The 25,009-nt window shown below is 71.5% G+C and carries 24 protein-coding genes; 8 read left to right on the top strand and 16 right to left on the bottom strand.

Features of this window, described 5'->3' with window-relative positions; all coding sequences use genetic code 11:
- The first annotated feature begins 86 nt into the window (after positions 1–86).
- A complete protein-coding gene (locus ABD901_RS28335) occupies positions 87–1,328 on the top strand; it encodes an MFS transporter (protein ID WP_345131001.1) in 1,242 nt (413 codons plus the stop codon).
- Here the strand turns inward: ABD901_RS28335 and ABD901_RS28330 are convergent, their stop codons facing one another.
- The 4 genes from ABD901_RS28330 to ABD901_RS28315 form a co-directional block, all read right to left on the bottom strand.
- Entirely contained in the window at positions 1,329–2,360 is a 1,032-nt protein-coding gene (locus tag ABD901_RS28330) for a threonine aldolase family protein (RefSeq protein ID WP_345130999.1), read from the bottom strand.
- On the bottom strand, positions 2,353–3,747 hold the full coding sequence (locus tag ABD901_RS28325) for a class II 3-deoxy-7-phosphoheptulonate synthase (protein WP_345130997.1): 1,395 nt from the start codon (positions 3,745–3,747) through the stop codon (positions 2,353–2,355). The genes ABD901_RS28330 and ABD901_RS28325 overlap by 8 nt, the downstream gene beginning before the upstream one ends.
- A gap of 67 nt (positions 3,748–3,814) precedes the next feature.
- Entirely contained in the window at positions 3,815–5,194 is a 1,380-nt protein-coding gene (gene lpdA, locus ABD901_RS28320; protein WP_345130995.1) for a dihydrolipoyl dehydrogenase, read from the bottom strand.
- Positions 5,191–6,162, bottom strand: coding sequence for a magnesium transporter CorA family protein (locus ABD901_RS28315; protein ID WP_345130993.1), 972 nt, complete (start codon positions 6,160–6,162; stop codon positions 5,191–5,193). Before ABD901_RS28315 ends, lpdA begins: the two co-directional genes overlap by 4 nt.
- Positions 6,163–6,190: 28 nt before the next feature.
- Between ABD901_RS28315 and ABD901_RS28310 the strand changes: the two genes are divergently transcribed.
- The 5 genes from ABD901_RS28310 to ABD901_RS28290 all read left to right on the top strand — a co-directional run bounded on the left by ABD901_RS28310 (position 6,191) and on the right by ABD901_RS28290 (position 10,536).
- Positions 6,191–6,949: a thioesterase family protein gene (locus ABD901_RS28310; protein WP_345130990.1), complete on the top strand. Its 759-nt coding sequence runs from the start codon at positions 6,191–6,193 to the stop codon at positions 6,947–6,949.
- A gap of 47 nt (positions 6,950–6,996) precedes the next feature.
- Complete coding sequence (locus tag ABD901_RS28305; protein ID WP_345130988.1) at positions 6,997–7,386, top strand: NYN domain-containing protein; 390 nt, start codon at positions 6,997–6,999, stop codon at positions 7,384–7,386.
- Between the two features lie 374 nt (positions 7,387–7,760).
- Entirely contained in the window at positions 7,761–8,402 is a 642-nt protein-coding gene (locus ABD901_RS28300; RefSeq protein WP_345130986.1) for a winged helix-turn-helix domain-containing protein, read from the top strand.
- Positions 8,365–10,221: an endonuclease/exonuclease/phosphatase family protein gene (locus tag ABD901_RS28295; RefSeq protein WP_345130984.1), complete on the top strand. Its 1,857-nt coding sequence runs from the start codon at positions 8,365–8,367 to the stop codon at positions 10,219–10,221. Before ABD901_RS28300 ends, ABD901_RS28295 begins: the two co-directional genes overlap by 38 nt.
- Before the next feature lie 75 nt (positions 10,222–10,296).
- Positions 10,297–10,536, top strand: coding sequence for a hypothetical protein (locus tag ABD901_RS28290; protein ID WP_345130981.1), 240 nt, complete (start codon positions 10,297–10,299; stop codon positions 10,534–10,536).
- 113 nt (positions 10,537–10,649) lie between these two features.
- Here the strand turns inward: ABD901_RS28290 and ABD901_RS28285 are convergent, their stop codons facing one another.
- From ABD901_RS28285 to ABD901_RS28230, 12 genes are all read right to left on the bottom strand, one after another.
- Positions 10,650–11,939, bottom strand: a complete 1,290-nt coding sequence (locus ABD901_RS28285) for an AAA domain-containing protein (protein WP_345130980.1) — start codon at positions 11,937–11,939, stop codon at positions 10,650–10,652.
- A gap of 79 nt (positions 11,940–12,018) precedes the next feature.
- Complete coding sequence (locus ABD901_RS28280) at positions 12,019–13,494, bottom strand: hypothetical protein (RefSeq protein ID WP_345130978.1); 1,476 nt, start codon at positions 13,492–13,494, stop codon at positions 12,019–12,021.
- On the bottom strand, positions 13,491–14,624 hold the full coding sequence (locus ABD901_RS28275) for a hypothetical protein (RefSeq protein WP_345130976.1): 1,134 nt from the start codon (positions 14,622–14,624) through the stop codon (positions 13,491–13,493). The genes ABD901_RS28280 and ABD901_RS28275 overlap by 4 nt, the downstream gene beginning before the upstream one ends.
- A gap of 29 nt (positions 14,625–14,653) precedes the next feature.
- Positions 14,654–15,469, bottom strand: coding sequence for a hypothetical protein (locus ABD901_RS28270; RefSeq protein ID WP_345130974.1), 816 nt, complete (start codon positions 15,467–15,469; stop codon positions 14,654–14,656).
- Positions 15,470–15,547: 78 nt separating this feature from the next.
- Positions 15,548–16,585 carry an acyltransferase family protein gene (locus ABD901_RS28265; protein WP_345130972.1) on the bottom strand — a complete coding sequence of 346 codons (1,038 nt, stop codon included), beginning with the start codon at positions 16,583–16,585 and terminating at the stop codon, positions 15,548–15,550.
- 130 nt (positions 16,586–16,715) lie between these two features.
- Positions 16,716–17,225, bottom strand: a complete 510-nt coding sequence (locus ABD901_RS28260; protein WP_345130970.1) for a DsbA family protein — start codon at positions 17,223–17,225, stop codon at positions 16,716–16,718.
- A 47-nt stretch (positions 17,226–17,272) separates the two neighbouring features.
- The gene (gene tuf, locus ABD901_RS28255; RefSeq protein WP_345130968.1) at positions 17,273–18,460 is read right to left on the bottom strand and encodes an elongation factor Tu; all 1,188 of its coding nucleotides are present in this window, start codon (positions 18,458–18,460) and stop codon (positions 17,273–17,275) included.
- Positions 18,461–18,912: 452 nt separating this feature from the next.
- Complete coding sequence (locus ABD901_RS28250; protein WP_345130965.1) at positions 18,913–19,995, bottom strand: FHA domain-containing protein; 1,083 nt, start codon at positions 19,993–19,995, stop codon at positions 18,913–18,915.
- 294 nt (positions 19,996–20,289) lie between these two features.
- On the bottom strand, positions 20,290–20,790 hold the full coding sequence (locus tag ABD901_RS28245; RefSeq protein ID WP_345130963.1) for a DUF2199 domain-containing protein: 501 nt from the start codon (positions 20,788–20,790) through the stop codon (positions 20,290–20,292).
- 27 nt (positions 20,791–20,817) lie between these two features.
- Positions 20,818–21,621: a pyrroline-5-carboxylate reductase gene (gene proC, locus ABD901_RS28240; protein ID WP_345130961.1), complete on the bottom strand. Its 804-nt coding sequence runs from the start codon at positions 21,619–21,621 to the stop codon at positions 20,818–20,820.
- A 66-nt stretch (positions 21,622–21,687) separates the two neighbouring features.
- Positions 21,688–22,716 (bottom strand): 6-phosphofructokinase, encoded by a 1,029-nt coding sequence (locus ABD901_RS28235; RefSeq protein ID WP_345130959.1) that lies wholly within the window; start codon positions 22,714–22,716, stop codon positions 21,688–21,690.
- Positions 22,717–22,837: 121 nt separating this feature from the next.
- Positions 22,838–23,476: a MerR family transcriptional regulator gene (locus tag ABD901_RS28230; RefSeq protein WP_345130957.1), complete on the bottom strand. Its 639-nt coding sequence runs from the start codon at positions 23,474–23,476 to the stop codon at positions 22,838–22,840.
- Between the two features lie 112 nt (positions 23,477–23,588).
- Here ABD901_RS28230 and ABD901_RS28225 point away from each other — a divergent pair, with 112 nt between their 5' ends.
- Both ABD901_RS28225 and ABD901_RS28220 read left to right on the top strand, forming a co-directional pair.
- Positions 23,589–24,533, top strand: coding sequence for a hypothetical protein (locus ABD901_RS28225; protein ID WP_345130954.1), 945 nt, complete (start codon positions 23,589–23,591; stop codon positions 24,531–24,533).
- A complete protein-coding gene (locus tag ABD901_RS28220; protein ID WP_345130952.1) occupies positions 24,533–24,988 on the top strand; it encodes an ABA4-like family protein in 456 nt (151 codons plus the stop codon). The genes ABD901_RS28225 and ABD901_RS28220 overlap by 1 nt, the downstream gene beginning before the upstream one ends.
- The last annotated feature ends 21 nt before the right edge of the window (positions 24,989–25,009 follow it).

Genomic DNA, 25,009 nt, shown 5'->3' with positions numbered 1-25,009 from the left:
GCACCGCGCGGGCACAAATCTTGCGGCGTGGAAAACGGGCGGGGGCCGGCGCGCACCGATCGCGCGGCGCGGTCGGTGCACGGCTGATGCGGCGCGATCTCAACCTGCTCGCCATAGGCCTGGCCGTATCGACCGCCGGCGACGCCGCCGCGCTCGTCGCGCTGCTGCTGCGGCTCCAGCCGCACGGCAGCGGGTGGGTGGCGGGGCTGCTCGCGGCCGAGCTCATCCCGTACGTCGTGCTGGCGCCGCTCACCGGGCGGGTCGTCGACCGGTTCGAGACGCGCTCGGTGCTGCTCGTCGCGCTCGCCGGGCAGGCCGTCCTCTGTGTACCGCTGGCATTCGCCACGAACCTGGGCGCGATCATCGCGCTCTTCGCCGCGGTCACCGCGCTGTCGGCGTTCGTGCGACCGGCCACTGCCGCGATGGTGCCGGCGATTGTGGCCGAGGGGTCGGCCCAGAAGGGGTACGCGAGGCTCGCCGCCGGCACCGGGCTCGGCTGGATCGCCGGGCCGGCCGCGGGTGGCCTGCTCACGGGCGCGTTCAGCCCGACGGTCGCGATCCTGGTCGACGCGGCGACGTTCGCGCTGCTGACGCTCGCGTGCACGGGGGTGCGCGCGCGGCGCCGGCCCGTGCCGCACGCCGGTACGGAGGCGGGCGGCAAGGAGCGCAAAAGCCAGGGCGGGCTTCGCCTGATCTTCGCTGATTCGGTACTTCGGACAGCCCTCATCGGCAGCGCCATCGCCATCAGCGCCGGCGTCATCGACAACGTCGCGGCGCCGTTCCGGTTCGTCGAGCAGCTCGGCGCGAGCGATTCGGGCTACGGGTTGTACCTGACGCTGTGGGGCGCCGGTGCGCTCGCCGGCGCGCAGCTCGTGCCGCGCATCCGATTGCTGCCGCAGACGATCCTGGCGCTGGGCAACCTGCTGGGCGGCGCCGGGATCGCCGGCATCGGGCTCGCGCCCAACCTCGGGCTCGCCTTCGTCGCCTCCGCGCTCGGCGGGATCGGCAATGGGTTCCTCAACGTGTCGCAGAACGCGCTCATCAGCGGCCGCACACCACAGGCCCAGCACGGCCGCGCGTTCGCCGCCTCCGGCGCGCTGATCCAGACCGCGATCGGCGTCGGCACCGCGGCGGCCTCGCCGCTGGTGGCGCTGCTGCACGCCGACGGCGCGATGATCACCGCAGGCGCGCTGACGTGCGTCATCTCGGCAATTGCCCTGGCCATGACCAGGCGGGCCGAGGAACCGGCCGATGAGATGATAAATCCGGATTTGGGGGATTTATCTGGACGCGCCAGCGGCCGGATAAATCCCCCAAATCAAGGATGATCAGTGCAGCAGCGTCGGGAGGACCTTCGCGGCGTGTGCGATGCCGTCGTCGGTCTGGTCCAGGTGTGTGACCAGGCGGACGAGTCGACGGCCGAGTACCGACACCAGGATGCCCTGCTCGCGTGCTGCGGCGGCGAAGGCCGGGCCGTCCACCGCGGCCCCGGTGAGGTCCAGCGGCACGATGTTGGTCCGGATGCGCTGCGGGTCCACGACGCCCGAGGGGGCCAAGGCCTCGGCGAGCAGGCGGGCCCGGGCGTGGTCCTCGGCCAGCCGTGGGATGTTGTTGCGCAGCGCGTAGAGGCCCGCCGCGGCCAGGATGCCGGCCTGTCGCATGCCGCCGCCCATGCGCTTGCGCAGCTTGCGGGCCGCGGCGATGCGCTCGGCCGAGCCCACGATCAGCGAGCCGACCGGGGCGCCGAGGCCCTTGGACAGGCAGACCGACAGCGAGTCGAACAGGCGGCCGTAGGTGGACAGCGGCACGCCGTCGGCGACGTGGGCGTGCCAGATGCGGGCGCCGTCGCAGTGCAGGTGAACGCCCGCGTCGGTCGCGGTCGCGCGCAGTGCCTGCAGCGTCGGCAGCGGGATGACCGCGCCGCCCTGGCGGTTGTGGGTCTGCTCCACGGCGATCGCGCGCGTCGGCACGGCGACGAAGCCGTCGGGGCGGATCATGTCGGCAACCACGGACGGGTCGAGGTCGGCGCCCGCGGACGGCCACGTGCGCGTCGAGACGCCGCCGATCGCCGCCGCGGCGCCGATCTCGTCGGTGACCACGTGCGCGGCGGCGTCGCAGAGCAGCTCCTCGCCGCGGGGCACGGCGAGCTGCAGCGCAATCTGGTTGGCCATCGTGCCGCTCGGCGCGAAGAGGGCGGCCTCGTGGCCGAAGAGGCCGGCGACGTGGTCCTGCAGCTCGTGCAGGGTCGGGTCCTCGTCGAACACGTCGTCGCCGACCTCGGCGTCGGCCATCGCCGCGCGCATGGCGGGCGACGGCCGGGTGAGCGTGTCGGAGCGGAAGTCAACGCGGACGTCAGCCACGCAGCATCTCCGCGACGAGGAAGGCGAGCTCGAGCGACTGCTGCGTGTTGAGGCGCGGGTCGCAGGCGGTCTCGTAGCGGTCCGGCAGGTCCTCGTCGACGATCGCCTGCGCACCGCCGAGGCACTCCGTGACGTCCTCGCCGGTCAGCTCGACGTGCAGGCCGCCCGGGTGCGTCTCGAGCTCGCGGTGCACCTCGAAGTACCCCAGGACCTCATCGACGATCCTGTCGAAGTGCCGGGTCTTGTACCCATTGGACGACTCGTGCGTGTTGCCGTGCATCGGGTCGCACTGCCAGACGACCCGGCAGCCGGCCGCGGTGACCTTCTCCACGATCGGCGGGAGCGCGTCGCGGACCTTCGTGCTGCCCATCCGGGACACGAACGTGAGCCGGCCGGGGATGTTCTGCGGGTTGAGCCTCTCGAACAGCTCGATCGCCTGCTCCGGCGACGTGGTGGGGCCGAGCTTGACGCCGATCGGGTTGGCGATGCGCGACATGAAGTCGACGTGCGCGCCGTCGAGCTGGCGGGTCCGCTCGCCGATCCACAGGAAGTGCCCGGACAGCCCATACGGCTGGCCGCCCGCGATGCGCACCAGCGGCCGCTCGTACTCCAGCGCGAGCGCCTCGTGCGAGCAGTACAGCGTGACGGTGCGCAGCGCCTCGTCGTCGTTGACCCCGCACGCCTGCATGAAGCGCAGCGCACGGTCGATCTCGCGGGCGATGGCCTCGTAGCGCTGGCCGGCCGGCGAGGTGACCACGAAGCCCTTGTTCCAGTCGTGCACCGCGTGCAGGTCGGCCATGCCGCCGCCGAGATACGCCCGCAGCATGTTCATCGCGCTGGAGGAGTTGGCGTAGGCGCGGACCATGCGCTGGGGGTCGGCGACGCGCGCCTCGGGGTCCTTGTCGAGCGAGTTGATCATGTCGCCGCGGTAGGCCGGGAGGCCCAGCGAGTCCAGCGGCGCCGAGCGCGGCTTGGTGAACTGGCCGGCGACCCGGCCGATCTTGATCACCGGCAGGGAGGCGCCGTAGGTCAGCACCACGGCCATCTGCAGCAGCGTGCGGGCGTTGCCCAGCACATGCGCCTCGGTGTTGTCGGCGAAGGTCTCGGCGCAGTCGCCGCCCTGGAGCATGAAGGCCTTGCCGTCGGCGACGAGCGCGAGGCGCTCCCGCAGCTGGTCGACCTCGTACGGCGCGACGATCGGCGGTACCGAGGAAAGCAGCTGGCCGACCTCGTCCACAGCGGTCTGGTCCGGCCACGGCGGGGTCTGCGCCCGGGGCAGCGTCCGCCACCGGTCGAGGCCGAACTCGTCGTCGTCCTGGTTGCCCGGAACGGCGACACGAGAGATCTCCGGACCGGGGTAAGTGAAGTGGTGCCACTCCTGCCGCATGAGGCAAAGCGTACCGAGGGACCGGCGGGGGCGGGTGCCGCCATCCCGCCGATCCCGTTGGCTGGACTCACATGTTGATCATGTGGCCGGAGAGGCCGTGGATGGCCTCCTTGACCGCCTCGCCCAGGGTCGGGTGCGCGTGCACGTTGCGGGCCACCTCGTGCACGGTCAGGTCCCACTGCTGGGCCAGGGTCAGCTCGGGCAGCAGCTCGGTGACCTCGGGGCCGATCAGGTGGCCGCCCAGCAGCTCGCCGTACTTCGCGTCGCTGATGAGCTTCACGAACCCGGTCGCGTCGCCCAGGCCGTGCGCCTTGCCGTTCGCGGTGAACGGGAACTTGGCGACCTTGACGTCGAAGCCCTTCTCGCGGGCCTGCTCCTCGGTCCAGCCGAAGCTCGCGATCTGCGGCTGGCAGTACGTCGCCCGGGGAATCATGACGTAGTCGAGCTCCATCGTCTCGGCGCCGGCGATCGTCTCGGCGGCGACGATGCCCATCGACTCGGCCGCGTGCGCGAGCATCAGCTTGGCGGTGACGTCGCCGATGGCGTAGATGTGCGGCACGTTGGTGCGCAGCCGCCCGTCGACCTCGATCGCGCCGCGCTCGGTCAGCTTGACGCCCGTCTTCTCGAGGCCGTATCCGTCGACCCGCGGCGCGAAGCCGATCGCCTGCAGGAGCTTGTCCGCCTCGAGCGTCTGCTGGCCGTCCTTGCCCGAAACGGTCACCCGGACCCCGCCCCCGGTCTCCTCGACCGACTCGACGCGGGTCGAGGTCAAAACCGAAATGCCCAGCCTCTTGTACCGCTTGAGCAGTTCCGCCGACACCTCGGCGTCCTCCAGCGGCACCATCCGGTCCAGGAACTCGACGATGGTGACCTTCACGCCGTAGTTGTGGAGCACGTACGCGAACTCGACGCCGATCGCGCCCGCACCGGCGATGATGATCGAGGACGGCAGGTCCTCGGTGAGGATCTGCTCCTCATAGGTGACGACCCGCTCCGACAGCGTCGTGCCGGGCAGCAGCCGGGTCGACGCACCGGTGGCGATGATGCAGTTGGCGAAGGTGATGGTCTCGTCGCCGACCTGCAGGGTGTGGTCGTCGAGGAACGTGCCCCTCGTGCTGTACTGCCGGATCTCGTTCTTCTTCATCAGAAAGTGCACGCCCTTGACCCGCCCGTCGGCCACCTTGCGGCTGCGCTGGAACGCGGCGGAGTAGTCGAACGTGACCTCACCGGAGATGCCGAACGTCTTGGCCTCGTGGGTGAAGATGTGCGCGAGCTCGGCGTTGCGCAGCAGCGCCTTCGACGGGATGCACCCGACGTTCAGACAGACGCCGCCCCAGTACTTCTCCTCGACGATGGCGGTGCGCAGCCCGAGTTGTGCCGCGCGCACGGCGGCGGTGTAGCCACCCGGGCCCGCGCCCAGGACGACGACGTCGAAGTGTTCAGTCATAGCCAGTCCTTGCGTTTGAAGGTGACGTACAGCCCTACAGACAGAAGCACGATCAACACGGCGGACGTCAGGAACCCGTAGTGCTTCTCATAACCCGGAAAGGGCAGATTCTGCCCGTAGTAACCTGTAACGGCCGTCGGCACCGCAATGATGGCCGCCCAGCTGGTGACCTTCTTCATGATGCTGTTCTGCCGGTTGCCCTGGACCGCCAGGTTGGACTCCAGAATCGTGGCGGTGAAGTCGCGCAGGGACTCGGTGAACTCCGTCACGCGCAGGACGTGGTCGTAGAGGTCGTGGTAATAGGGCAGCATAACGTCGTCCACGAGATGCTCACGGGCGCGCGTGAGGCCGTTGACCAGTTCGCGCATCGGCAGGACGACCTTGCGCATCCTGCCGAGGCTCTTGCGCAGCCGGAAGCTGCGCTGCTGCACCTGGCGGATCGCCTGCGGCGACTCGTCGAACAGCCGGTCCTCCAGCGCCTCGAGCGCCTCGTCGAGCTCCTGCACGGCGTCGAACTGCCCGTCGACGACGACGTCGAGCAGCCCGTGCGCCAGATACGCGACCCCGTGCCCGGCCAGCTCCGCGGTGGCGTCCCAGCGCTCGACGACGGCGTCGATGTCGAAGTCCGCCGCGTGCGCGGTGATCAACGCCCGCTCGGTGGCGAAGGCCGACACCTCGTGCACGTCGAGGTCCCCGGCGGCGGCGTCGAAGTCGATGGCGTACGCATTGAAGAAGACATGCTTGGCGTAGTGACTGAGCTTCGGCCGCTCGCGCGGCGACGAAGCGTCCTCGATCGCCAGTCGGTGCAGCCCGAACTCCTCCTGCACCCGGTCGTAGTCCGCGCGGTCAGGGTCGGTGAGGTCCAGCCAGATCACCGTGCCGGGGTCCTTGAGATGCTCGGATATATCGTCGAGCGGGAAGTCCTCGGCTTCCAGCCGACCGCCCCGGTAGAGCCGCGTGCGCGCCATACCGACATCCAAGCAGAAGGAGGCCCCGGTGGCCGGATTCGCGCAGGCAACCACGGTGTCGGACGGCGAGGCCCAGCTGGATCCACAATGGACCGTCGGCGGCCGCCCGAACGGCGGCTACCTGCTCGCCCTGATGGCCCGCGCCGCCGCGACGCCGACCCATCCGCACCCGATGAGCGCGAGCGCGGTGTACCTCTCCCCGCCCGACCCCGGCCCCGCCACGGTGGAGGTGGAGTCGCTGCGCGACGGCCGCTCCGCCAGCCAGGCCCGGGTGCGCCTGACCCAGAAGGAACGCACCTGCGTCGAGGCCCTCTTCACGCTGGGCGACCTGACCACGACCGGCGGCCCGCGCTGGACCGACACCGAGCCCCCGTCGGTCACGCCGCGCGACGAGCTCTCCCGCACCCCCGTCGACCCGCCGGGCGCCGGCGTCCGCATCGACATGCTGGAGATGGTCGACCAGCGCGTGACGATCGAGACCCCCGGCGACATCCGCGGCTGGCTGAGCTTCGACGACGGCTCCCCGTTCGACCCCATCTCACTGCTGTACGCCGTGGACTCCTTTCCCCCGGCCACGTTCACGCTGGGCGGCAGCGGTTGGACGCCGACTCTGGAGCTGACGGCGTACGTGCGCGGCATCCCCGCACCCGGCCCGCTGCGGGTGCGCCAGCGCGCCCGCCTGGTCACGGAGACCCTGCTGGACCAGGTCTGCGAGATCTGGGACAGCACCGACCGCGTGGTGGCCCAGGCAACCCAACTCGCGGCCTACCGCCTCGCGCGGCCTTAATACGGATCGTCACGGCTCGTCGGCGCTCTGCGGGGTAAAACTTTCACATGGAACCGCTCATCATCGTCGACGGCGCGAACGTGGTCGGTTCGGTGCCGGACGGCTGGTGGCGCGACCGTGCGGGCGCGGCGGCCCGCCTGCGCGACGCCCTCGCCGAACGCGACCGATCCGCTCTCCCGGGTGACGTGACCCTGGTCGTGGAGGGCGCCGCCCGCGGGGTGCCGCCGATCGACGGCGTGCCCGTCGAGGCTGCGCCGCAATCGGGCGACGACCACATTGTGGCGCTCGTGCGCGACAATGTCAGTCACCGGCCCGTCATCGTGGTGACATCGGATCGACGGCTGCGGCAGAGGGTGACGGACCTGGGGGCGAGTATTGTCACTCCCGGACGTCTTCGTGCCACGATCTCATATGGTGGACGACCCGAACATAGCTAACAGATAGGATTTGCGGGTGACGTTGTTCCAGCATGCACCCGTGGCAATGTGAGCACTCGTGACGATCTTCCAGTATATGGGAAATGATTGACCGCAACGGGCGACTCACTCAAAGTTATCGGGGTACCGGTCTCGTGAATTGCCGGTGAATACCGCCCCAAAACGTCAGACGAATTAGTGTCGATCTATTCTGTGCGGCACGTAACACGGCTGTCGCTTCTAGTGACGTTCCTGGTAAGGTCGATGCCATGTGCCCCGAGGTGCAGCTAGATCCAATGTGGATATCCCGCCGCGAGCACCATTTCGACGGCCTTTGTCGAGTGACACCCGGTTGAAATCGGCGTTCATTCAGAAGGTTTTCGAGAGGATTGAAAATGGCCGTTTCGGTCGCCGGTGTGCCTGACGTCGCACCCTCCGTGGTCACCATCACCGTTCACATCACGCTCAACGGGGAAGAGCTTCCGCCGGAGGCCTCGCGCCTGCTCAGCGACCTCGAGGCGCTCGCCGCCAGCCAGTCCACCCAGCAGATCCAGCGCAACGCACCGCTTCCCCGCACTCCGGCCGGCCAGGCGCCCGTCGGCCGCAACCTGCGGCTGGTCGAGCGCGCCGACGAGCCCGCGGCCGCCGAAGCCGGCCCCGCGACCCCGGCCGCAGCGGCCGGCGCCGACGCCAAGGTCCGGCGCATCGGCCGGGCCACGCCCGACGCGCCCTCGCTGTATCTGTGCACCGGCTCGCGACTGGTCCTGCAGGACGGCGCGCCCGTGCCGCTGACCCGCCGGGAGTACGACCTCTTCCTCTTCCTCTGCGAGCACCCGCGCCGCGTGTTCAGCCGCGCCCAGTTGCTGCGCCAGGTGTGGGGCTACGACATGGTGGGCACCGAGCGCACCGTCGACGTCCACGTCCGGCGCCTGCGGGTCAAGCTCGGCGACGCCGCGCGCATCATCGCCACCGTCCGCGGTGTCGGCTATCGTCTCGACGATGACGCCGCCGTTCAGGTCGTGGTTCGGGAGGACTGACCTCGCGGTCGCGGCCGGCGTCCTGCTGCTGGTCGATGTCCTGCGGGTGTGGCTCCCGTCGATCATCACGATCTTCGGGCAGGCGGCGTCGACGCCGGCCGAGCTCATGGGCGCGTTTGCGCTGGCCTGGTTCGTCGGTGCCGCCGCAGCGGTACCGCTGGCCGCGCGCCTCGGCCCGCCCCGCGTTGCCCTCGCCGGCGCCGTCGGCCTCGCGTGCGCCCGGCTCGCCCTGATCTTCGTCCATGGTGGTCAGCCGCAGCTGTACCTCGCATCGGCCGGCCTGCTGCTCGGCCTGGCCTGGCTGATCGCCACTGCGGCGGGCGGCGCGTCGGCCGGCGTCGGCGTCCCGGTCGGCCTGGCCGCGAGCGCGCTGCAGCACGCCGCGCTCGGCACCGTCGACCTGTCGTGGCGCCCCTGGTGGTGGGCGGCACCCATCGCCCTCGCCGAGTGCGCGGTGCTCGTCGCGGCGACGCGCACGGCAAGGTTCGGCACGCGCACCGGCGGCGGATGGCTGCTGGTCGGGCCCGCGCTGCTGCTCGGCGGCATGTACGCCCTCTCGCCCGCCGTCGCCGGGGTGGCCGCGTCGTACGGCGCGCAGGGGTACGCCTCGACGCCGCCCCTCGCCGTCCCGCAGCTCGCGATCGGGCTGGTCGCGCTCGCCTTCCTCGCCGTCGCGCTCGTGCCGCGCCTGCCGGCCGCGCTGTCCGGCCCGGCCGGGCGCGTCGCGGCCGCCGCCGCACTGGTCGCCTCGGCCGCGCTCTTCGCCTGGGACTTCGGCGCGCCGGCCCCGCTGTGGCTCGCGCTGCTGCTCGGCGCGCCCTCGCTCGCGCTCGCGCTGCGGCTGGCCTCGGGGCGGGCGGGCCGGCGGGCCGGGTACGCGGCGGCCGGCGGCATGCTGATCTTCGCGGTGGCGGCGATCGCGTACTACGCGGCGTACGACATCGGATATCCCAACCGCTGGGTGCCCGCCGCCGTGGCGCTCGTGGCGGCCGTCTCCCTGGTGCGCTCGGGCGCGCCGGCGCCCGACGGGCCGAGAATCGGGCGGGGCGGATGGGCCGCCATCGCGGCCGCGTGCCTGCTGCTGCCGCTGGCGGGGACGGCGGCGCCGGTCGAGGCGAGCGTCGGCAAGGGCGGGTCGATCAGGCTCGTGGAGTACAACATCCGGATGGGTTTCGGTCTTGACGGAACCTATCGTCCGGCCGAGGCCGCGCGGGCGATCGCCGCGCAGCACCCCGACGTCGTCGTGCTCTCCGAGGTCGACCGCGCGTGGCTGCTCAACGGCGGCCATGACGACCTCGCGGTCCTGGCCAGGATCCTGGGGATGCGGTACCTGTTCGGGCCCGCCGCCGACGCCGTGTGGGGCGACGCCGTCCTGACCCGGCTGCCGGTCGGCGCCGTGGAGTCCCGCCCGCTGACCGCCGCCGGCGCGCCGACGGGCGCACAGGCCCTCGGCGCGATCGTCACGTACGGCGGCCGCGAGATCGCGATCGTCTCCACGCACATCCAGCCACCCCCGGACGCCGAACCGCTCGTCCAGGCGCGCGAGATCGCCGCCTTCGCGACCAGCTTCGCCGGCGGTCGCCCGACGGTGATCGCCGGCGATCTCAACATCACGCCGGGCAGCACGTCGCTCGGCGAGTTCGAGGCGGCCGGGTACGCCGACGGCCTCGCCCCTTTCCGCCCGGTGCGCACCTTCCCCGCCGACCGCCCGGCCGAGGAGATCGACCACGTGCTCGTACGCGGCCTGACGTGCGCATCGGTGATCGTCGGCACCGCCGTGACGTCGGACCACGCCCTGGTCGCGGCGACCTGCGGTTGACCATCGGCGCGAATGGGCACTCCCCTTGCAAGAGAGAAAGGGGCAGCGATGAGCGTGAGGCATGCGAACGGCACCGTGACCGAGGCCCGCAAGGATCTCGGCGACACCATCGGCGATCTCACGAGCCAGACCAAGGCCGTGGCTCGGCGCCGGCCCGTTCCGCTGGTGACCGCAGCCGCTGCCGGGGTGGCCACCGTCGTCGCGACGGTGATCACGGTCGTGCGGCGCCGCAAGGCCAAGGCGACTCCTCGGCAGCGCGCCATGAACGCATGGCGGCGCACCAGCAAGAGCGTGAGGAATCGGATCAAGCGGTAACCTCCTCTCCGCACCGGCCGCGCCCCGCACCCTGCCTGGTGCGGGGCGCGGCTCGCTTCATCCACAGCCGCGAACACGATAAATCTGGCGCGCCGGCGCCGGATTTATCGGGCTCAGGCGGCCATCGTGGACAAATGGGCGAGCATGGCCTGGTTCGCCTCCCAGCCGTCGGGGAAGCGGACCGGGACGTTCAAGTGCACCGGCTCCGCCGACGGGTGGGTGTCCAGCAGCTCCGCGATGCCGGCGCGGGCCACGACCACGCAGGCGTGGCGGTGGCGGGACGCCAGGACACACAGGCGCCCGGCCTCCAGGTGGAAGGCGCTCGCGTCCCGGCGGCCCGAGAGCGGGTGCAGGATCACCGTCACGTCGTACTCGCGGCCCTGCAGGCGGTTCGCGGTGTCGACCGTGACGTCGGAGGCGACCGTGTCGGCGAGGGCCAGGCGGATCGCGGCGACCTGGTCGCGGTGGGCGGCGCCGACGGCGACGCGGTCGGCCGTCACCGGGCGGCCGTCGGGGGCGTGCTCGGAGTAGGCGACGGGGCCGCGGCGCAGCAGGTTGACGACGATGGTGGCGATCGCGGCGACGGCCTCGCGGTCGGTGCGCACGGTGTGGCGGGCCGGCAACTCGTGCAGCGCCCAGCCGGTGCGCCGGGCGGTTTCGAGCGTGGCGTCGACGAGCGGGTCGCCGCCGATGGCGCGGACCGAGAACTCCAGGCGGCGGTCCTCGGGGCGGGTGCCGGCCTCGAACGGGGTGAACGGGTAGAACGCCGCCGAGACGACGGACGCCGCCGACGGTGGGAGGCGCCAGGACACCGGCAGGCGGTGGACGGGCAGGTCGGGGTTGTGCCGCAGGAGCACGGCGACCGCGCTCTGCATCGGATCCCAGGACAGGCCGGCCCAGCGCTCGACGGCGACGACCGAGAAGGGGTCGAGCTGGCCGGGGTCGCCGACGAAGAGGCCCCGGGTGAAACGGCCGGCGACTCGCAAAAGCATGTCGGAGCGCATCTGGTACGCCTCGTCGACGATCGCCCGCTCCCAGGTGCCCTCGGTGACCGTCGCCCATTTCGCGGCCGTGCCGATCACGACCGCGCTGGTCTGCACGTCGGAGACGGCGCCGCTGACGGTGACGGAGCCGTGCTTGATGACGCGCTGCGCCGGGACGTACGTCGAGGCCGACAGGCGCCCGATCTCCAGGCCGGGAGCCGCCGTGGCGAGGCGGTCGATGAGGTCGTCGACCTGCTCGTTGGTCTGCGCGACGACCATGAGCCGCTCGCCGGCCTCGGCCATGGTGCGCGCGGCCCGCACGACCAGCGTCGACTTGCCGGCGCCGGGCGGCGAGTCGACGACCACGCCACGCCCGGCCGCGGAGCCGAAGTCGGCCAGGATGTCGTCGATGATCGTCATGCGACCTCCGCTTCGCTCCGGCCGCATGCCTGGAGGCTGATTCCATGGTGAGCGGCCCCTCCGCTTCGCTCCGGACCGCTCACGACCAGTCCTCGGCGGCGTCGGAGTCGGTGGGCTGGTAGTCCGGCGGCGGGCCGCCGTGCGTCCAGGGCGTCTCCTCGCGCGCCGGGAAGCGGCCGGGCGGCTGGTAGGCGTCGCTGACCGGCCCGTACGTCACGACCTCGCCCACCTCCGGCACCGAGCCCGGCGCCGGCTGCTTCGTCGAGCGGCCCATGCCCTTGCTGAGCTCGAGCACCACGTCGACGGAGGAGACCGACACGACCATCGCCTGCTGGGCCAGGCGGGCCGGCGAGACGAGCAGGGCGCCCGGCTCCAGGCGCACCGGGTCGTCGGTCTGCACGGTGATGTGCGGGCGCAGCGCGGCCTTCTTGCCGGAGGTGTCGACGCGGTTGGGCGAGGCGGACACGACGGTGCCGGTGAACGCCTCTCCCGACAGGCGGAACTCGGCCATGATCAGCGGGTCGTCGAGGGCGCGCTGCGCCTCGTAGCGGGCCTGCTCGCGCTCGAGCCGGTCGAGGCGCCCGGCGGCGGCGACGGCGCTGTCGCGCCTCGGCTGCGGCAGCGCGGTCCCTTCGGCCAGCGACATGTGGTACATCGTGAAAACATCGCGATCGACGGCCCATCGCGCCTCGACGGACGCGCCCGCCCGGCGCGCCCGCAGCAGGTCGACGGCCCGCCACATGAGCCCCCACGTCGGCTCCACCTGCTCGGCGACGGCGGCGCTCAGCGCGGCCTCGGCGCGGCTCTGCGCCTGCTCGTCCGCGGCGCGCGCGTAGGCGGCCAGCGCCGGGGCGAGCACCTCGTTGTCGAACGTCGGGTCGGTGCTCGGGCCGGCCGGCGGCCAGCGCAGCGGATCCTCGGCGATCTCGGCCGCGGCGGCGCCGTCGAGGCCGGCCGGCGGGTCGATCCAGCCCAGCAGCGCGGCCAGGTTGGCGTCCTCGAGGCCGCTCTGGCCCGTCGCCCAGTGCTCGCCGAGCACCTCGGTGAGCGCGAGCAGCATGCCGGAGCCGGGGTGGTCGGAGCGCTCGCGCAGGAACGTGAGCCACTGGCCGAGCAGCGGGACGGTGCGGTGCACGGGGTGCGGGCCGTACGGGCGGCGGAAGCGCGTGGAGCGGCCGAGCAGCCGGATGAACTCGATGCCGCCGCGGTTGGGCACGAGCACCTGCGGCGCCTCGGCGTACCGCAGCTTGGACGTCTGGCCGGTGTCGACGGTTCGGGAGCAGCCATCGACGTACGCCAGGACGACCCGCGCCAGCTGCGCCACGAACTGGAAGCGCTGGGTGCGGTCGCGCGGGTTGGCCACCACGAGCAGCCGGCCGGCGTCGCGGCCGGTGCCGACCATCGCCGCCAGGGGCGCCGCGGCCTCGCCGGCGAGCGCCAGCGGTACCAGCACCAATGGCTTCTCGGCGATGTGCGTGTGCCGGACCGTCGTCAGCGGCTGGGCCCGCCCCGACTCGACCGCCTCCGCACGCGCCAGCGCGGTGAGGATGCTCACGCTGCTCCGGCCTCTTGCAGGCACTCGGTGCGCAGGCGGTGCGCAAGGCGGAGCAGGCCGGCTATCTCCTCCTGGCCGGCGCCGGGGGGCAGCGTGCCGCGGGCGAGGCCGAGCACCGTCGACACGCTCTCGACGCCGCCGAGGTCGTCGCGGATCGAGCGGCCCAGCGCCGAGGTGGAGCCGGCCGACTCGTCGCGGCAGAAGAACGCCATCTCGCAGGAGCCGAGGCAGTCCGGGTTGTACCGCGCGTCGATCGCGCTGACGGCCTTGCGCAGCTCGTCCGGGTGGCGGGTGGCGTTGTGGTCGGCGTCGTAGGCGAGGTCGAAGGACAGCCCGGCGGGCAGCGCGTCGAGGATCTTGTCGAGCCGGGTGAGCCGGGACAGCTGCCGCTGCAGCACGGTCAGCTGCTTGCGCACGTCGACGAGGGTGGCGATCGGCCGGTTGGCGAAGTTCTCCGGGCAGACGAGCACCACGTTGTGCGACACGGACTCCGGCGGATGCCCGAGCTCGCCGAGCAGCTCGCGCATGGCCAGCACGTAGACGGCCGACTGCTTCGCCGCCGCGGCCGCCTTGCCCGGGTCGGCCTGCCCGTCGATCACCGCGAACGACTTGATCTCGACCACGTGGAAGCGGCCGCCGGCCCGGAACGCGATGAGGTCGGGCTCGAGGTAGGCGTAGTAGCCGGCGATGTCCAGGCGCAGCATCGGGTGGTCGAACAGCGTGCCGGCGTCCTCGCGCTCCGCGGCGGCGCGGGCCAGCAGGCTGCGGGTGCGGGCGTAGCGGACCTCGCGGCTGGCGTTGCCGCCGACGTTGGACAGGTCGTCGTAGGCCACCTCGGGTATCGCCAGCCCGAGCCGCTCGCGCAGCAGCTGCAGCAGCTCCGCCGCGCCGTCGGCCTTGACCTGCGCCTCGAATGCGTTGCCGCGCGCGATCGCGAACCGCGACTGGCCGAAGGCGGCCGGGAAGCCCAGCTGCCCGGCGACGGCGCCCTTGTTCACCCCGGCCGCGTCCATCAGCCCCCGCCGGCCGCAGCCGGGGTTGTTGGTGAGCGCGGCGATGGTGCGTGCGTTGTGGTTGCGCGGCGCCACGGTGCCGCGGATGCGGTCCAGCCGGTCTACCAGAGCGTCCATGGGGTTCTCATCTCGGGGAAGCGTGTGACTCAGTTCGCGGTTCTGCGCAGTCGCTGCAGCCGGGCGCCGAAGAGCGTCTCGGCGCCGTCGAGCCGTTCGTGAGCGCGCGCGGCCGCCGCGGCGCGGTCCGCGGCGTCGGCCTCGGCGTGCACGTCGAGCTCGGCCTGTGCCCGGCCGGCGACGGTCTCGGGGTCGGTGCCGCCACCGCCGGCCGCCGCGGCGCCCGGGATGCCGGCGGCGAAGCGCCACAGCAGCCGGCGGGCGTCGTGCGCGTCGTCGGGCAGCTGCGCCACCCGCTCGGCCACCTTGATCGCGCCGATGAGGAAGTCGACGCGGGCGCTGAGCGGCCCGACCACGCGGGCCGGCAGCGGCCAGGTCGAGATGGCCAGCAGCCCGCGCGCCGGCGAGAGCAGGTCGGCGGTGAGCGCCGGGCAGAGGTAGTACGGCCGGCCGTAGGGCGCGACCTTGAACGAGCGCTCCTCGTCCCGGCGCAGGCTGGTCAGGCGCGCGGCCACGAGCTCGCCCGGGAAGAAGGCGTCGTGGACGGCGATGATCAGCTTCGGCGCCGCGGGCACCGTCAGCAGGGTCAGCGCGTGGTGGACCTGCTCACGGATGGAGAGCATCGGTGGCGCCGGATTCTGCCGCGCGGCCGCGGGAGCCCGCTCCTCCAGCTCGGCGAGCGCGGTGTCCCAGGCGTACTCCACGCGGCGCAGCTCCGCGCGAAGGGTCCTGGCCTGTGCCCGGTCACCCGTCGTGGCCGCGCGGCGCAGCTCGCCGCGCAGCCGGTCGATCCGGCGCTCGAGCAGCTCGATCTGCTCATTGGGGGCCGAGATCGATTCGGACACGAACGGCACGGTAGCCGGTTCCAGCAAGTTCCAGCAAAGACCAGTGTCGGCGTGTCGCGCTTGCTTTTTGGTAACTGCTTATGCGGGTACCGGCTGAGGCTGCTCTTCGAGCCTGGGCACGGCGGCGCGCTTGGGCATCGGCACGATCTGCGGCTTGCGGCGCGCGGCGAGGTCCTCCACCCAGCCGAGGCCGAGCACCAGCAGCGCGACGAGGGCGGCCACCAGGCCGAGCTGGACGAAGTCGTGGTACCCGCCGACGAGCGTGATGCCGAGCCAGACGCCCACCATCCGCACGAACGTGATCGCCGCCTCGTGCCACAGGTAGATCGTCAGGGCGCGCCGGTTGACCGCCTCGACGACGGGCTCGGCGGCGCCGAGCGACATGGCCGCCGGCGCGGCGTTGAGCATGATCAGCAGGAACGCGGTCGACCACAGCGTGTCGGCGATCGGGGCGTCGTTCATGTCGTACCCGCGGGGGCCCGGCGCGTGGAAGAGGATCGCGAGCCCGATGCCGCCCATCACCAGGCACACCGGCCAGATGACCTTCTTCGAGATGCGCTGCAGCGTGCCGTCGTGGTGCGCGAAGCCGAGCATCCAGGCCGGTGCGTACATGAAGAAGTCGCGAAAGGTACCGCCGGTGCCGTGGCCCGTCTCCCACAGGATGACCAGCACCGTGAACGGCACCGCAATGCTCGGGATCGGCCAGCGGCGGAACAGCCACAGCAGGGCCGGCGAGGCGATGATGAACCAGAGGTACGAGCGGATGTACCAGATCTGGCTGAACCAGAGCCCGCCGCGCTCGGATGTCGGCGGGTCGTCGAGGGGTATGAACCACAGCAGCGTCCGCCAGCTGTGCTGCATGCCGCCCCACAGCGACATGAGCGCGATGGCGAACGCCCCGAGGACCCAGAACGGTATGACGATGCGGCGCATCCGTCGGCCGATCGCCTTGACGCCGGACCGGTCCAGCGAGGCGGCCATCAGGGAGCCACCCAGCGCGAACATGAGGCCCATAGCGGGGAAGGCTACGGTCAGCCAGGCGAACCCGAGCGTGTGGTACGTGACCACGCGGAGGATCGCGACGGCTCGCAGGAGGTCTACGTACCGGTTCCGCATCCCCTACAGGTTGCCCTGTGACCCTTAGGGGCAACCTTCACTAGCCTCAAAATTGCCTGTGTTTATTCTCAAAGATCGTAGGGTGCTGGTCCCGTGACCGTCTGGGCAATCGAACGGGTTCACCCTGTTCTCACCCGCCAATCACACGGCGTAGTGCCACACTGAGCGCGTCGAACCCGAACCCCTCCTCGTGCATGACGCCGTTGATGAAGAAGGACGGGCTGCTCGTGACGCCGCTGGCGCGGCCGCTGCGCATGTCGCGCTCCACCCGCTCCTGGTGTGAACGCCGGCCGCCCGTGTCGGGCAGGCCGAACTGGTCGGCGTACCGCGCCAGGTCCACGTCCTCGAGGGTGTCCTGGTGGGACAGCAGCAGCGCGTGCATGCCCCAGAACGCCCCGGCGTCGGCGGCGGCCTCGGCGAGCAGGGCGGCCGGCATCGCCCGGGGGAACTCGTCCACCAGCGGGAAGTGCCGGAACGCGAAACGCAGCTCGTCGCCGAAGGCCAGCTGGAGCCGCTCCACGACGCCGAACGCTCGGCCGGTTTCGGGGCAGGCGTAGTCGCCGTACTCCACGAGGGTGAGCGGCGCGCTGGGCAACCCCTGCACGTGGTCCTCGTTGGTGAGACTGGGAAGGGCGCTCATCGCAGCACCCTTCCCAATCTCTCCTGGTTGTCCCCTACGGGTCCCGGCTAGTCCAACAGCTCCGTCACCGTGCCGGCGCCGACGGTCCGGCCGCCCTCGCGGATGGCGAAGCCGAGCCCGACGTCCATCGCGATCGGCTTGCCGAGCTCGACGGTCAGGTCGACCGTGTCGCCCGGCATCACCATCGTGACGTCGCCGAGGTCGACCGACCCCATCACGTCCGTGGTACGGAAGTAGAACTGCGGCCGGTAGTTGGCGAAGAACGGCGTGTGCCGGCCGCCCTCCTTGGTCGTCAGCGCGTACACGTGCGCCTTGAACCGCCGGTGCGGCGCGACCGAGCCGGGCAGCGCGACCACCTGCCCGCGCTGCACCTCACCCCGGCGGATGCCGCGCAGCAGCAGGGCCGCGTTGTCGCCGGCCTGCGCGCTGTCGAGCTGCTTGCCGAACATCTCCATCCCGGTGACCACGCTGGACTGGGTGGGCCCCAGCCCGATCACCTCGACGGGGGTGTTGAGCACGAGCGTGCCGCGCTCGACCGACCCGGTGACGACCGTCCCGCGCCCGGTGATGGTGAGCACGCTCTCGATCGGCATCAGGAACGGCTCGCCGGTCACCCGCTCGGGCAGCGGCACGTACGCGTCGACGGCCTCGAGCAGGTCGACCACCGACTGCACCCACGCCGGGTCGCCGGCGAGGGCCTTGAGCGCGCTCGTCTTCACGATCGGCAGCTCGTCGCCGGGAAACCCGTACTCGCTCAGCAGCTCCCGCACCTCGAGCTCGACGAGGTCCAGCAGCTCCGGGTCGTCGACCGCGTCGGCCTTGTTCATGGCCACGACGAGGTACGGCACCCCGATCCGCCGCGCGAGCAGCACGTGCTCGCGGGTCTGCGGCATGACCCCGTCCACCGCGCTGACGACGAGGATCGCCCCGTCCACCTGTGCCGCCCCGGTGATCATGTTCTTGACGTAGTCCGCGTGCCCCGGCATGTCGACGTGCGCGTAGTGCCGCGTCGCCGTCTCGTACTCGACGTGCGCGATGTTGATGGTGATCCCGCGCGTGATCTCCTCCGGCGCCCGGTCGATCCCCTCGAACGAGGTGTACCGGTTGACCGACGGGTACCGCTCCGCGAGCACCTTGGTGATGGCGGCCGTCAGGGTCGTCTTGCCGTGGTCGACGTGACCCATCGTGCCGATGTTGAGATGAGGCTTGTTCCTCGTGAACGCCTGCTTGGCCATCTGACACTCCACAGTGGATTTGTGGCTATGGATGCGCAGAACCCTCAGGCGAGCCGGTCCTCGTTCGTGCATTTTGCACACGGGCGGGCGTCCGGCTCGGCCGGCTCACCCTCCTCCGTCGGTTCCGCAGGATGCTGCGGGAGGAGGGTCAGCGTCGCAGGCCGGCCTCTAGCGCCGCGTCTAGCGCTGAAGGCGCCCAGGCGACCGCCGAGCCGGCCAGCAGGCCGTGCTCCAGAAGGGCGGTCGTCGCGATCACGATCGGAAAGGTAGCTCGCCGCATCACCGCGCGGCAACGCATTTACCAGTGGCGTTGGCCACATACCCCGGGCGGGTATACAAATCGGATAAATACGGCGCTGGCGCGCCGCATTTATCCGATATTTCGCCTGACAGGTGATAAATCCGATAAGTCGTGGCGCGTCAGCGCCCGACTTATCGGGCAAAAGCCCCGATCAGCGAGGGGGTGGAAGGCGGAGCGCGATCGTCGGGGCGTCTGCCATGACCGAGGCGGGGGCGCTGCCCGTCGGGGCGTCCGCCGGCGGCCGGTCGGCCCGCCCGACCGTGATCTCCGGGTAGATCTCGACCTCGTCCCACTCCCCCAGGGCCTTGGGCTCACCCCGGTTGAGGTCCATCTCCCGCGGCGGCGCCGTCGGGCCGGTGCGGGCCAGGATCGCCGCGCCGTTCGTGCTCACGTCGGTGACCAGCAGCATGCCGTCGCGCAGTTCGAAACGGAGGTGGTTGCGGCTCACGCGGCGGCTCGACTCGTCGTCCAGCCAGTTGCCGATTGTCACGCCCTGCTGGTCGTCGGGGGCGCGGCCGACCACCACCGGGCGCACCGCGGTGACCGGGAAACGGGCGCGGACCTGGCTGTTGATGCGCACCGCCAGCATCATGGCCGGCGGGCGGGGGCCCGAGTCGATCAGGCGGTCGCCGTGGCGGGGGCAGATGGGGGCGCCGCTCGGCAGGGCCGGTGGGGCCTGGCCCGCGCCGCCGGACGGCGGGCGGCCGAGGACCGGGCAGTCGCTGGCGGGGCAGCGCCAGTACCGCTGCAGCACCGGATGCGTCCGCGTCGCGCCCGTCGCCGGGGCCAGCGTGAGCTCCAGGTTGCCGGGGGCGCCGGTGGTCAGGTAGACCGGGCCGGGGTGTCCGGGTAGCGGGGAGCGGCTGATCACCGGGACGCCGGTCAGGTGTGCCACCTCGCGGACGCGGGCGTTGACGCGCGCGCCGGGTGGCAGCATCTCGATGAGGCCGTCGTCGGACCAGCGGCGCAGGACCATCCGCTCGTTGGACGTGAAGTCGGTGTCGGACATCGCGCCGCGCTCGGTGATGGCGTAGAGAGCCGTGTTGCCGTCGCCCAGGCGGCGGCTGAGCGCGTCGATGTACTGGCCGAGGCGCAGCAGGGCGGCCGGGCGGCCGCCGTCGAGGTCCACGCTGCGGGCCGCGTCCACGAGGTCGATGACGCCGCCGGCGGCCAGCGGGTCGACGGTCAGTCGACGTTCGATCGCGTCCAGCGCCCGGCTTGTTTCGAATCGCACCCGAACATTCTGCATCAGCATCGGCCAACCGCGGCAAAGCCGCACAGGCCGCCCTGCGGACAGGCCGCCGCAAAGCCGCCGCCGACCACCTCTGCGGTCGACGGCGGGCCTTACGCCGCGCTCTCGGCGAACCTCGGGGGGGAGGTGGGGAAGGCGCCGGGCACGGTGACCACGACGCGAAGGCACGGGGGGTTGCCCTGTGCGTCGTGGGTACACGTCAGCTAACTGTTGGTAATGAAGGTAGATCACTGCCGAAGACGTCAACAACGGTGAATGCCTGAATGAACGGCGTCTTCACCCGCCGCACACCTTGGCGACCTCGGCGAGGCGATGTGCGTCGATGCCGTCGCGCTGCTCGACGGCGAGCGGGTGGTCGGTCGGCTCGAGCTCCACCAGGGGGCGCAGGCCCGGCTGCCGAGTATGCACCCGGGTCTTGAGCTGCAGCGTGTCGGGGTACCCGGGAATGTTGTTGGAAAGCCAGCCGAAGTAGGGCTTCTCCTCGTCGCGGGCCGGGTCGTCCCAGCGCTCGACCGCGCGCTCGAAGTTCGCCGGGCTCAGGCTGACCCAGACGTTGTACGTCAGGTGCTCGTCGCTGTCGCGCACCGGAACCTCGATGAGGCCCCGGATGAAGAAGTGCCGCTCGTCCAGCTCGGGCGCGTCGATGCAGCACAGCTCGTCCTCGAGGAAGGACTCGCTGCCCGCCTCCGGCGCACCCCAGTAGTCCGGGGCGGAGAAGGCCCACACGGTCGGCACCTCGCCGAGCTCGGCGCCGCAGCAGCCACAGACAATGGTCACCGCGGCAAAATACACCCGCGACGATGATCAGCTCTGCGCGGCAAGCTCCCGGGCGCGGTCGCGGGCGGCCTCGAGGGCGGCCAGCAGAGCGGCGCGCACGCCGTGCTTCTCCAGCTCCCGGATGGCGTTGATCGTGGTGCCGGCCGGCGAGGTGACCGCCTCGCGCAGCTTGACCGGGTGCTCGCCGGACTCGCGCAGCATGATCGCCGAGCCGATGGCGGTCTGCACGATGAGGTCGTGCGCCACCTGGCGGGGCAGGCCGAGCAGGATGCCGGCGTCGGTCATCGCCTCGACGAGGTAGTAGAAGTACGCCGGGCCGGAGCCGGACAGCGCGGTGACCGCATCCTGCTGCGACTCGGGCACCCGGATGGTGCGCCCGAGCGGGCGGAACATCTCCTCGGCGACGGCGAGGTGCTCGGCGGTGGCGTGCGGGCCGGCCGAGATCGCGGTCATCGCCTCGTCGACGAGCGCCGGGGTATTGGTCATCACGCGCACGACGGGGGTGCCCTCGGGCAGGTGCTTGGCGAAGAACGCCGTGGGCAGGCCGGCGCACAGCGACACGAGGAGCTTGCCCGCGGGCATCTTCGGGCCGATGTCGGCCAGCAGGGCGCCGGCGTCCTGCGGCTTCACGGCGACGGTGACGACGTCGGCCTCGAGCAGCGCGGTCTCGTTGTCGACGACCCTGATGCCGTACCGCTGCGAAAGCTCCTCCGCCCGCTCCGGACGCCGCGCCGTGGCGATGAGCCGCTCGGCGGACCATCCGGCGCGCAGCAGGCCGGACAGCAGGACCTCGCCGAGCTTGCCGGCGCCGAAGACCGCGATGGTGCGCAAGGCTGCACTCCCCCAACGACGGGCCTGGGGCCACCGGACGGCGGCCCCAGGCGTACGAACTGGCGATCAGGAGCCGAAGAAGACCTCGGCCTCGGTGTACCGCTCGACGGGCACCGTCTTGAGCTCGCGGGTGGCGTCGGCGAGCGGGACGCGCACGATGTCGGTCGACTGGAGCGCGACCATCTTGCCGAAGTCGCCCTCGTGCACCGCGTCGATCGCGTGCAGGCCGAAGCGGGTGGCCAGGACGCGGTCGAAGGCGGTCGGCGTGCCACCGCGCTGGATGTGGCCGAGCACGACGGTGCGGGCCTCCTTGCCGGTCTTCGCCTCCAGCTGCTCGGCGAGCCACTGGCCGATGCCGCCGAGGCGGACGTGGCCGAACGAGTCGAGCTCCTGGTTGTGCAGCACCATCTGGCCGTCGAGCGGCTGGGCGCCCTCGGCGACGACGACGATCGGGCTGTACTGCGTCTGGAAGCGCTTCTCGACGTAGCCCGCGACCTGGTCGACGTCGAACTGCCGCTCCGGCAGCAGGATCACGTTGGCGCCGCCGGCCAGGCCCGCGTGCAGGGCGATCCAGCCCGCGTGGCGGCCCATGACCTCGACGACGAGCGTGCGGTGGTGCGACTCGGCGGTGGTGTGCAGCCGGTCGATCGCCTCCATGGCGATGTTGACGGCGGTGTCGAAGCCGAAGGTGTAGTCGGTCGCGCCGAGGTCGTTGTCGATCGTCTTCGGCACGCCGACGACGTTGACGCCGAGGTCGGTCAGCTTGGCGGCCACGCCGAGCGTGTCCTCGCCGCCGATCGCCACGAGGGCGTCGACGCCCAGGTCGGCCAGGTTCGACTTGATCCGCTCGACGCCACCGTCGATCTTGAACGGGTTGGTGCGGGACGACCCGAGGATCGTGCCGCCGCGCGGAAGGATGCCACGGACCTGAGCGATGCCCAGCTCGCGCGTGATGCCCTCGAGGGGACCACGCCAACCGTCACGGAAGCCCACGAACTCGTGGCCGTAGGTGGAGATCCCCTTGCGGACCACGGCACGGATGACCGCGTTGAGGCCGGGGCAGTCGCCGCCCCCGGTCAGTACGCCGATACGCATGCTTGATCTTGCCTTCCTGGTTGCGTGCTCGACCGAGCGGACGGGCGCGGTCGAGCCGGAGGTACCCGCTCATGGCGACGCTGCCGATTCACAGCGCACTGTAGTCGCTCCAGCTGAACCCTCAGCAGTCGTCCCCGCGGATCCCGAACTTCTTCGCAGACTCGTGTTCTTGCGTCATACGCCGCAGCGCGGCCAGCAACGTGTCGCCGAGGATGGAGCCGACGACCGCGTAATAGAGCATGCCCTCCGCGTCGCGGGCGCGCCCGACGAAGTCCAGATCGTGCGCCGCAATGGTCTCCGCGACGTCCGCGTACTGGTCCAAAAGTACCCCGACATCGGCCCCGACCTGCTCAAACGCGGCGAGCACCTCGGCCGCGGCCTGCCGCGCGGGAGCGTTTCGCCCGACCATCCACATGCGCTCGTCGACGAGCTTGTCCACGCGGGTGCGGGCCGCCTGCACGACCTCGGGATCGACGGAGTCCTTGCCGCCGACCGCCATCGGCAGCGCCTGCCCGAGCACGTTGTGCACGTCCGGGTCCGGCTCGTCGAGCGCCACGAGCAGGTGACGGATCGTGGCGATCGGCAGCCGGCCGATGTCCAGCAGCACCCGCACGAGGCGCAGCCGCTGGACGTGGCGATCGTCATAGCGGGCCTGGTTCGGGCTCGTCAGCTCGCCGGCCGGCAGCAGCCCCTCACGCAGGTAGTACTTGATCGTCGGCACGGGAACACCGGTCTGCCGACTCAGCTCCGCGATGCGCATGGAACTCCTTCCGACCTTGATATGGATAGTGTACCTTGCCAATAGCAGACAGCACCGCTATCCATTTTACCGGGAGCATCCGATGCGTGTCGCTCGACTTCACCGGCCCCTCATGGTGGTAGCCGGTCTCATGGCCGCCCTGGCCCTCTTCGCCGCGGTCGGCATCTTCGCCGACGACCGCACGCTGCTCGGCGTGCCGATCTGGCTCAAGCCGTTCAAGTTCTCGCTGTCGATCGCCGTCTACGGCACCACGATCGCGTGGATGCTGGGGCTGCTGGCCGGGCGCCGCAGCCGCTTCGGCTGGTGGCTCGGCACCGTCGTCGCCGGCGCGATGCTGATCGAGATCGCGGTCATCGTGGGCCAGGCGGCCCGCGGCCGTCAGAGCCACTTCAACTTCCAGACCCCGCTCGACGGCGTGCTGTACAACGTCATGGGCGCCACCATCGCCACCGCCTGGGTGGCGACGCTGATCCTCGCGATCCTGCTGCTCATGCAGCGCATGCCGGACCGCGCGAACGCGCTGGCCGTGCGGCTGGGCATCATCGTGGCCCTCGTCGGCATGGCGGTGGGCTTCCTGATGACACTGCCGACCGACGCCGAGCTCGCGCAGGACGACCCGACGATCATCGGCGCGCACAGCGTCGGCGTGGCCGACGGCGGCCCCGGCCTGCCGCTGGTCAACTGGAGCACCACCGGCGGCGACCTGCGCGCCGGGCACTTCATCGGCATGCACGCGCTGCAGGCGCTGCCGCTGTTCGCCCTCGCGCTGACGCTGCTGGCCCGCCGCTTCGCCCGGCTGCGCAACGACCGCGTGCGCACCCGCCTGACCGGAGTCGCCGGCCTCTTCCACGGCGGCCTGACCGTCCTCGTCACGTGGCAGGCGCTGCGCGGCCAGTCGCTGGTACACCCGGACGCCCTGACCCTCGCCGCGGCCGGAGCGCTGCTGGTGGCCACGGCGGCCGGCGCGGCCTGGGCGGTCACCGCCCCGGCGCGTTCCACCGGCTCCCCCGAGCCGGTGCGGCCCGCCGCCCCCGCCGTCCCGGTCGAGGCCGTCTGATGGCCGAGACGCTGTTCCAGCTGGCATTTCTCGTCACGGTACCCTTCTGGGCCCTCATGATCCTGACGCCCACGTGGCGCTGGGCGCACCGTACCGTCTCCTCCCCGCTCATCGTCCTGCCCACGCTGGTCGTGTGGGTGTTCGCGATCGCGCCGGCCTTCGGCGACTTCGCACGGGAGATGCTCAACCCGGATCTGGCAGGCGTGCAGGCGCTGCTCGCGAGCGACGACGTCGTCGCCGCGGTGTGGGCCCAGGTGATCGCGTGGGACCTGTTCATCGGCCGCTGGATCTACCTGGACAGCCGGCGGCGGGGCCTGCACCCGCTGCTCATGGCGCCGGTGATGGTGCTGACGATCCTGCTGTCGCCGATCGGGTTCCCGCTCTACCTGGCCCTGCGCCTGCTGAAGCCGCTGCCAGCCACCGCAACTTCGGGTACTTCTCCCGGCGGGCGATAAATCCGATAAGTCGTGGCGCGC

This window comes from Dactylosporangium darangshiense (assembly GCF_039537565.1).
Lineage (GTDB): Bacteria > Actinomycetota > Actinomycetes > Mycobacteriales > Micromonosporaceae > Dactylosporangium > Dactylosporangium darangshiense.
The sequence above is the reverse complement of the archived record's forward strand: the minus strand, read 5'-3'. Positions and strand labels throughout refer to the sequence as shown.

Coding starts and splice junctions, on each gene's coding strand:
- ABD901_RS28235 (WP_345130959.1), bottom strand. CDS start 22,716: ATGCGTATCGGCGTACTGACCGGGGGCGGCGACTGCCCCGGCCTCAAC.
- ABD901_RS28325 (WP_345130997.1), bottom strand. CDS start 3,747: ATGCGGCAGGAGTGGCACCACTTCACTTACCCCGGTCCGGAGATCTCT.
- ABD901_RS28295 (WP_345130984.1), top strand. CDS start 8,365: ATGACGCCGCCGTTCAGGTCGTGGTTCGGGAGGACTGACCTCGCGGTC.
- tuf (WP_345130968.1), bottom strand. CDS start 18,460: ATGGCCAAGCAGGCGTTCACGAGGAACAAGCCTCATCTCAACATCGGC.
- ABD901_RS28315 (WP_345130993.1), bottom strand. CDS start 6,162: ATGGCGCGCACGCGGCTCTACCGGGGCGGTCGGCTGGAAGCCGAGGAC.
- ABD901_RS28230 (WP_345130957.1), bottom strand. CDS start 23,476: ATGCGCATCGCGGAGCTGAGTCGGCAGACCGGTGTTCCCGTGCCGACG.
- ABD901_RS28275 (WP_345130976.1), bottom strand. CDS start 14,624: ATGGACGCTCTGGTAGACCGGCTGGACCGCATCCGCGGCACCGTGGCG.
- ABD901_RS28260 (WP_345130970.1), bottom strand. CDS start 17,225: ATGAGCGCCCTTCCCAGTCTCACCAACGAGGACCACGTGCAGGGGTTG.
- ABD901_RS28225 (WP_345130954.1), top strand. CDS start 23,589: ATGGTGGTAGCCGGTCTCATGGCCGCCCTGGCCCTCTTCGCCGCGGTC.
- ABD901_RS28285 (WP_345130980.1), bottom strand. CDS start 11,939: ATGACGATCATCGACGACATCCTGGCCGACTTCGGCTCCGCGGCCGGG.
- ABD901_RS28300 (WP_345130986.1), top strand. CDS start 7,761: ATGGCCGTTTCGGTCGCCGGTGTGCCTGACGTCGCACCCTCCGTGGTC.
- lpdA (WP_345130995.1), bottom strand. CDS start 5,194: ATGACTGAACACTTCGACGTCGTCGTCCTGGGCGCGGGCCCGGGTGGC.
- ABD901_RS28220 (WP_345130952.1), top strand. CDS start 24,533: ATGGCCGAGACGCTGTTCCAGCTGGCATTTCTCGTCACGGTACCCTTC.
- ABD901_RS28305 (WP_345130988.1), top strand. CDS start 6,997: ATGGAACCGCTCATCATCGTCGACGGCGCGAACGTGGTCGGTTCGGTG.
- ABD901_RS28335 (WP_345131001.1), top strand. CDS start 87: ATGCGGCGCGATCTCAACCTGCTCGCCATAGGCCTGGCCGTATCGACC.
- ABD901_RS28265 (WP_345130972.1), bottom strand. CDS start 16,585: ATGCGGAACCGGTACGTAGACCTCCTGCGAGCCGTCGCGATCCTCCGC.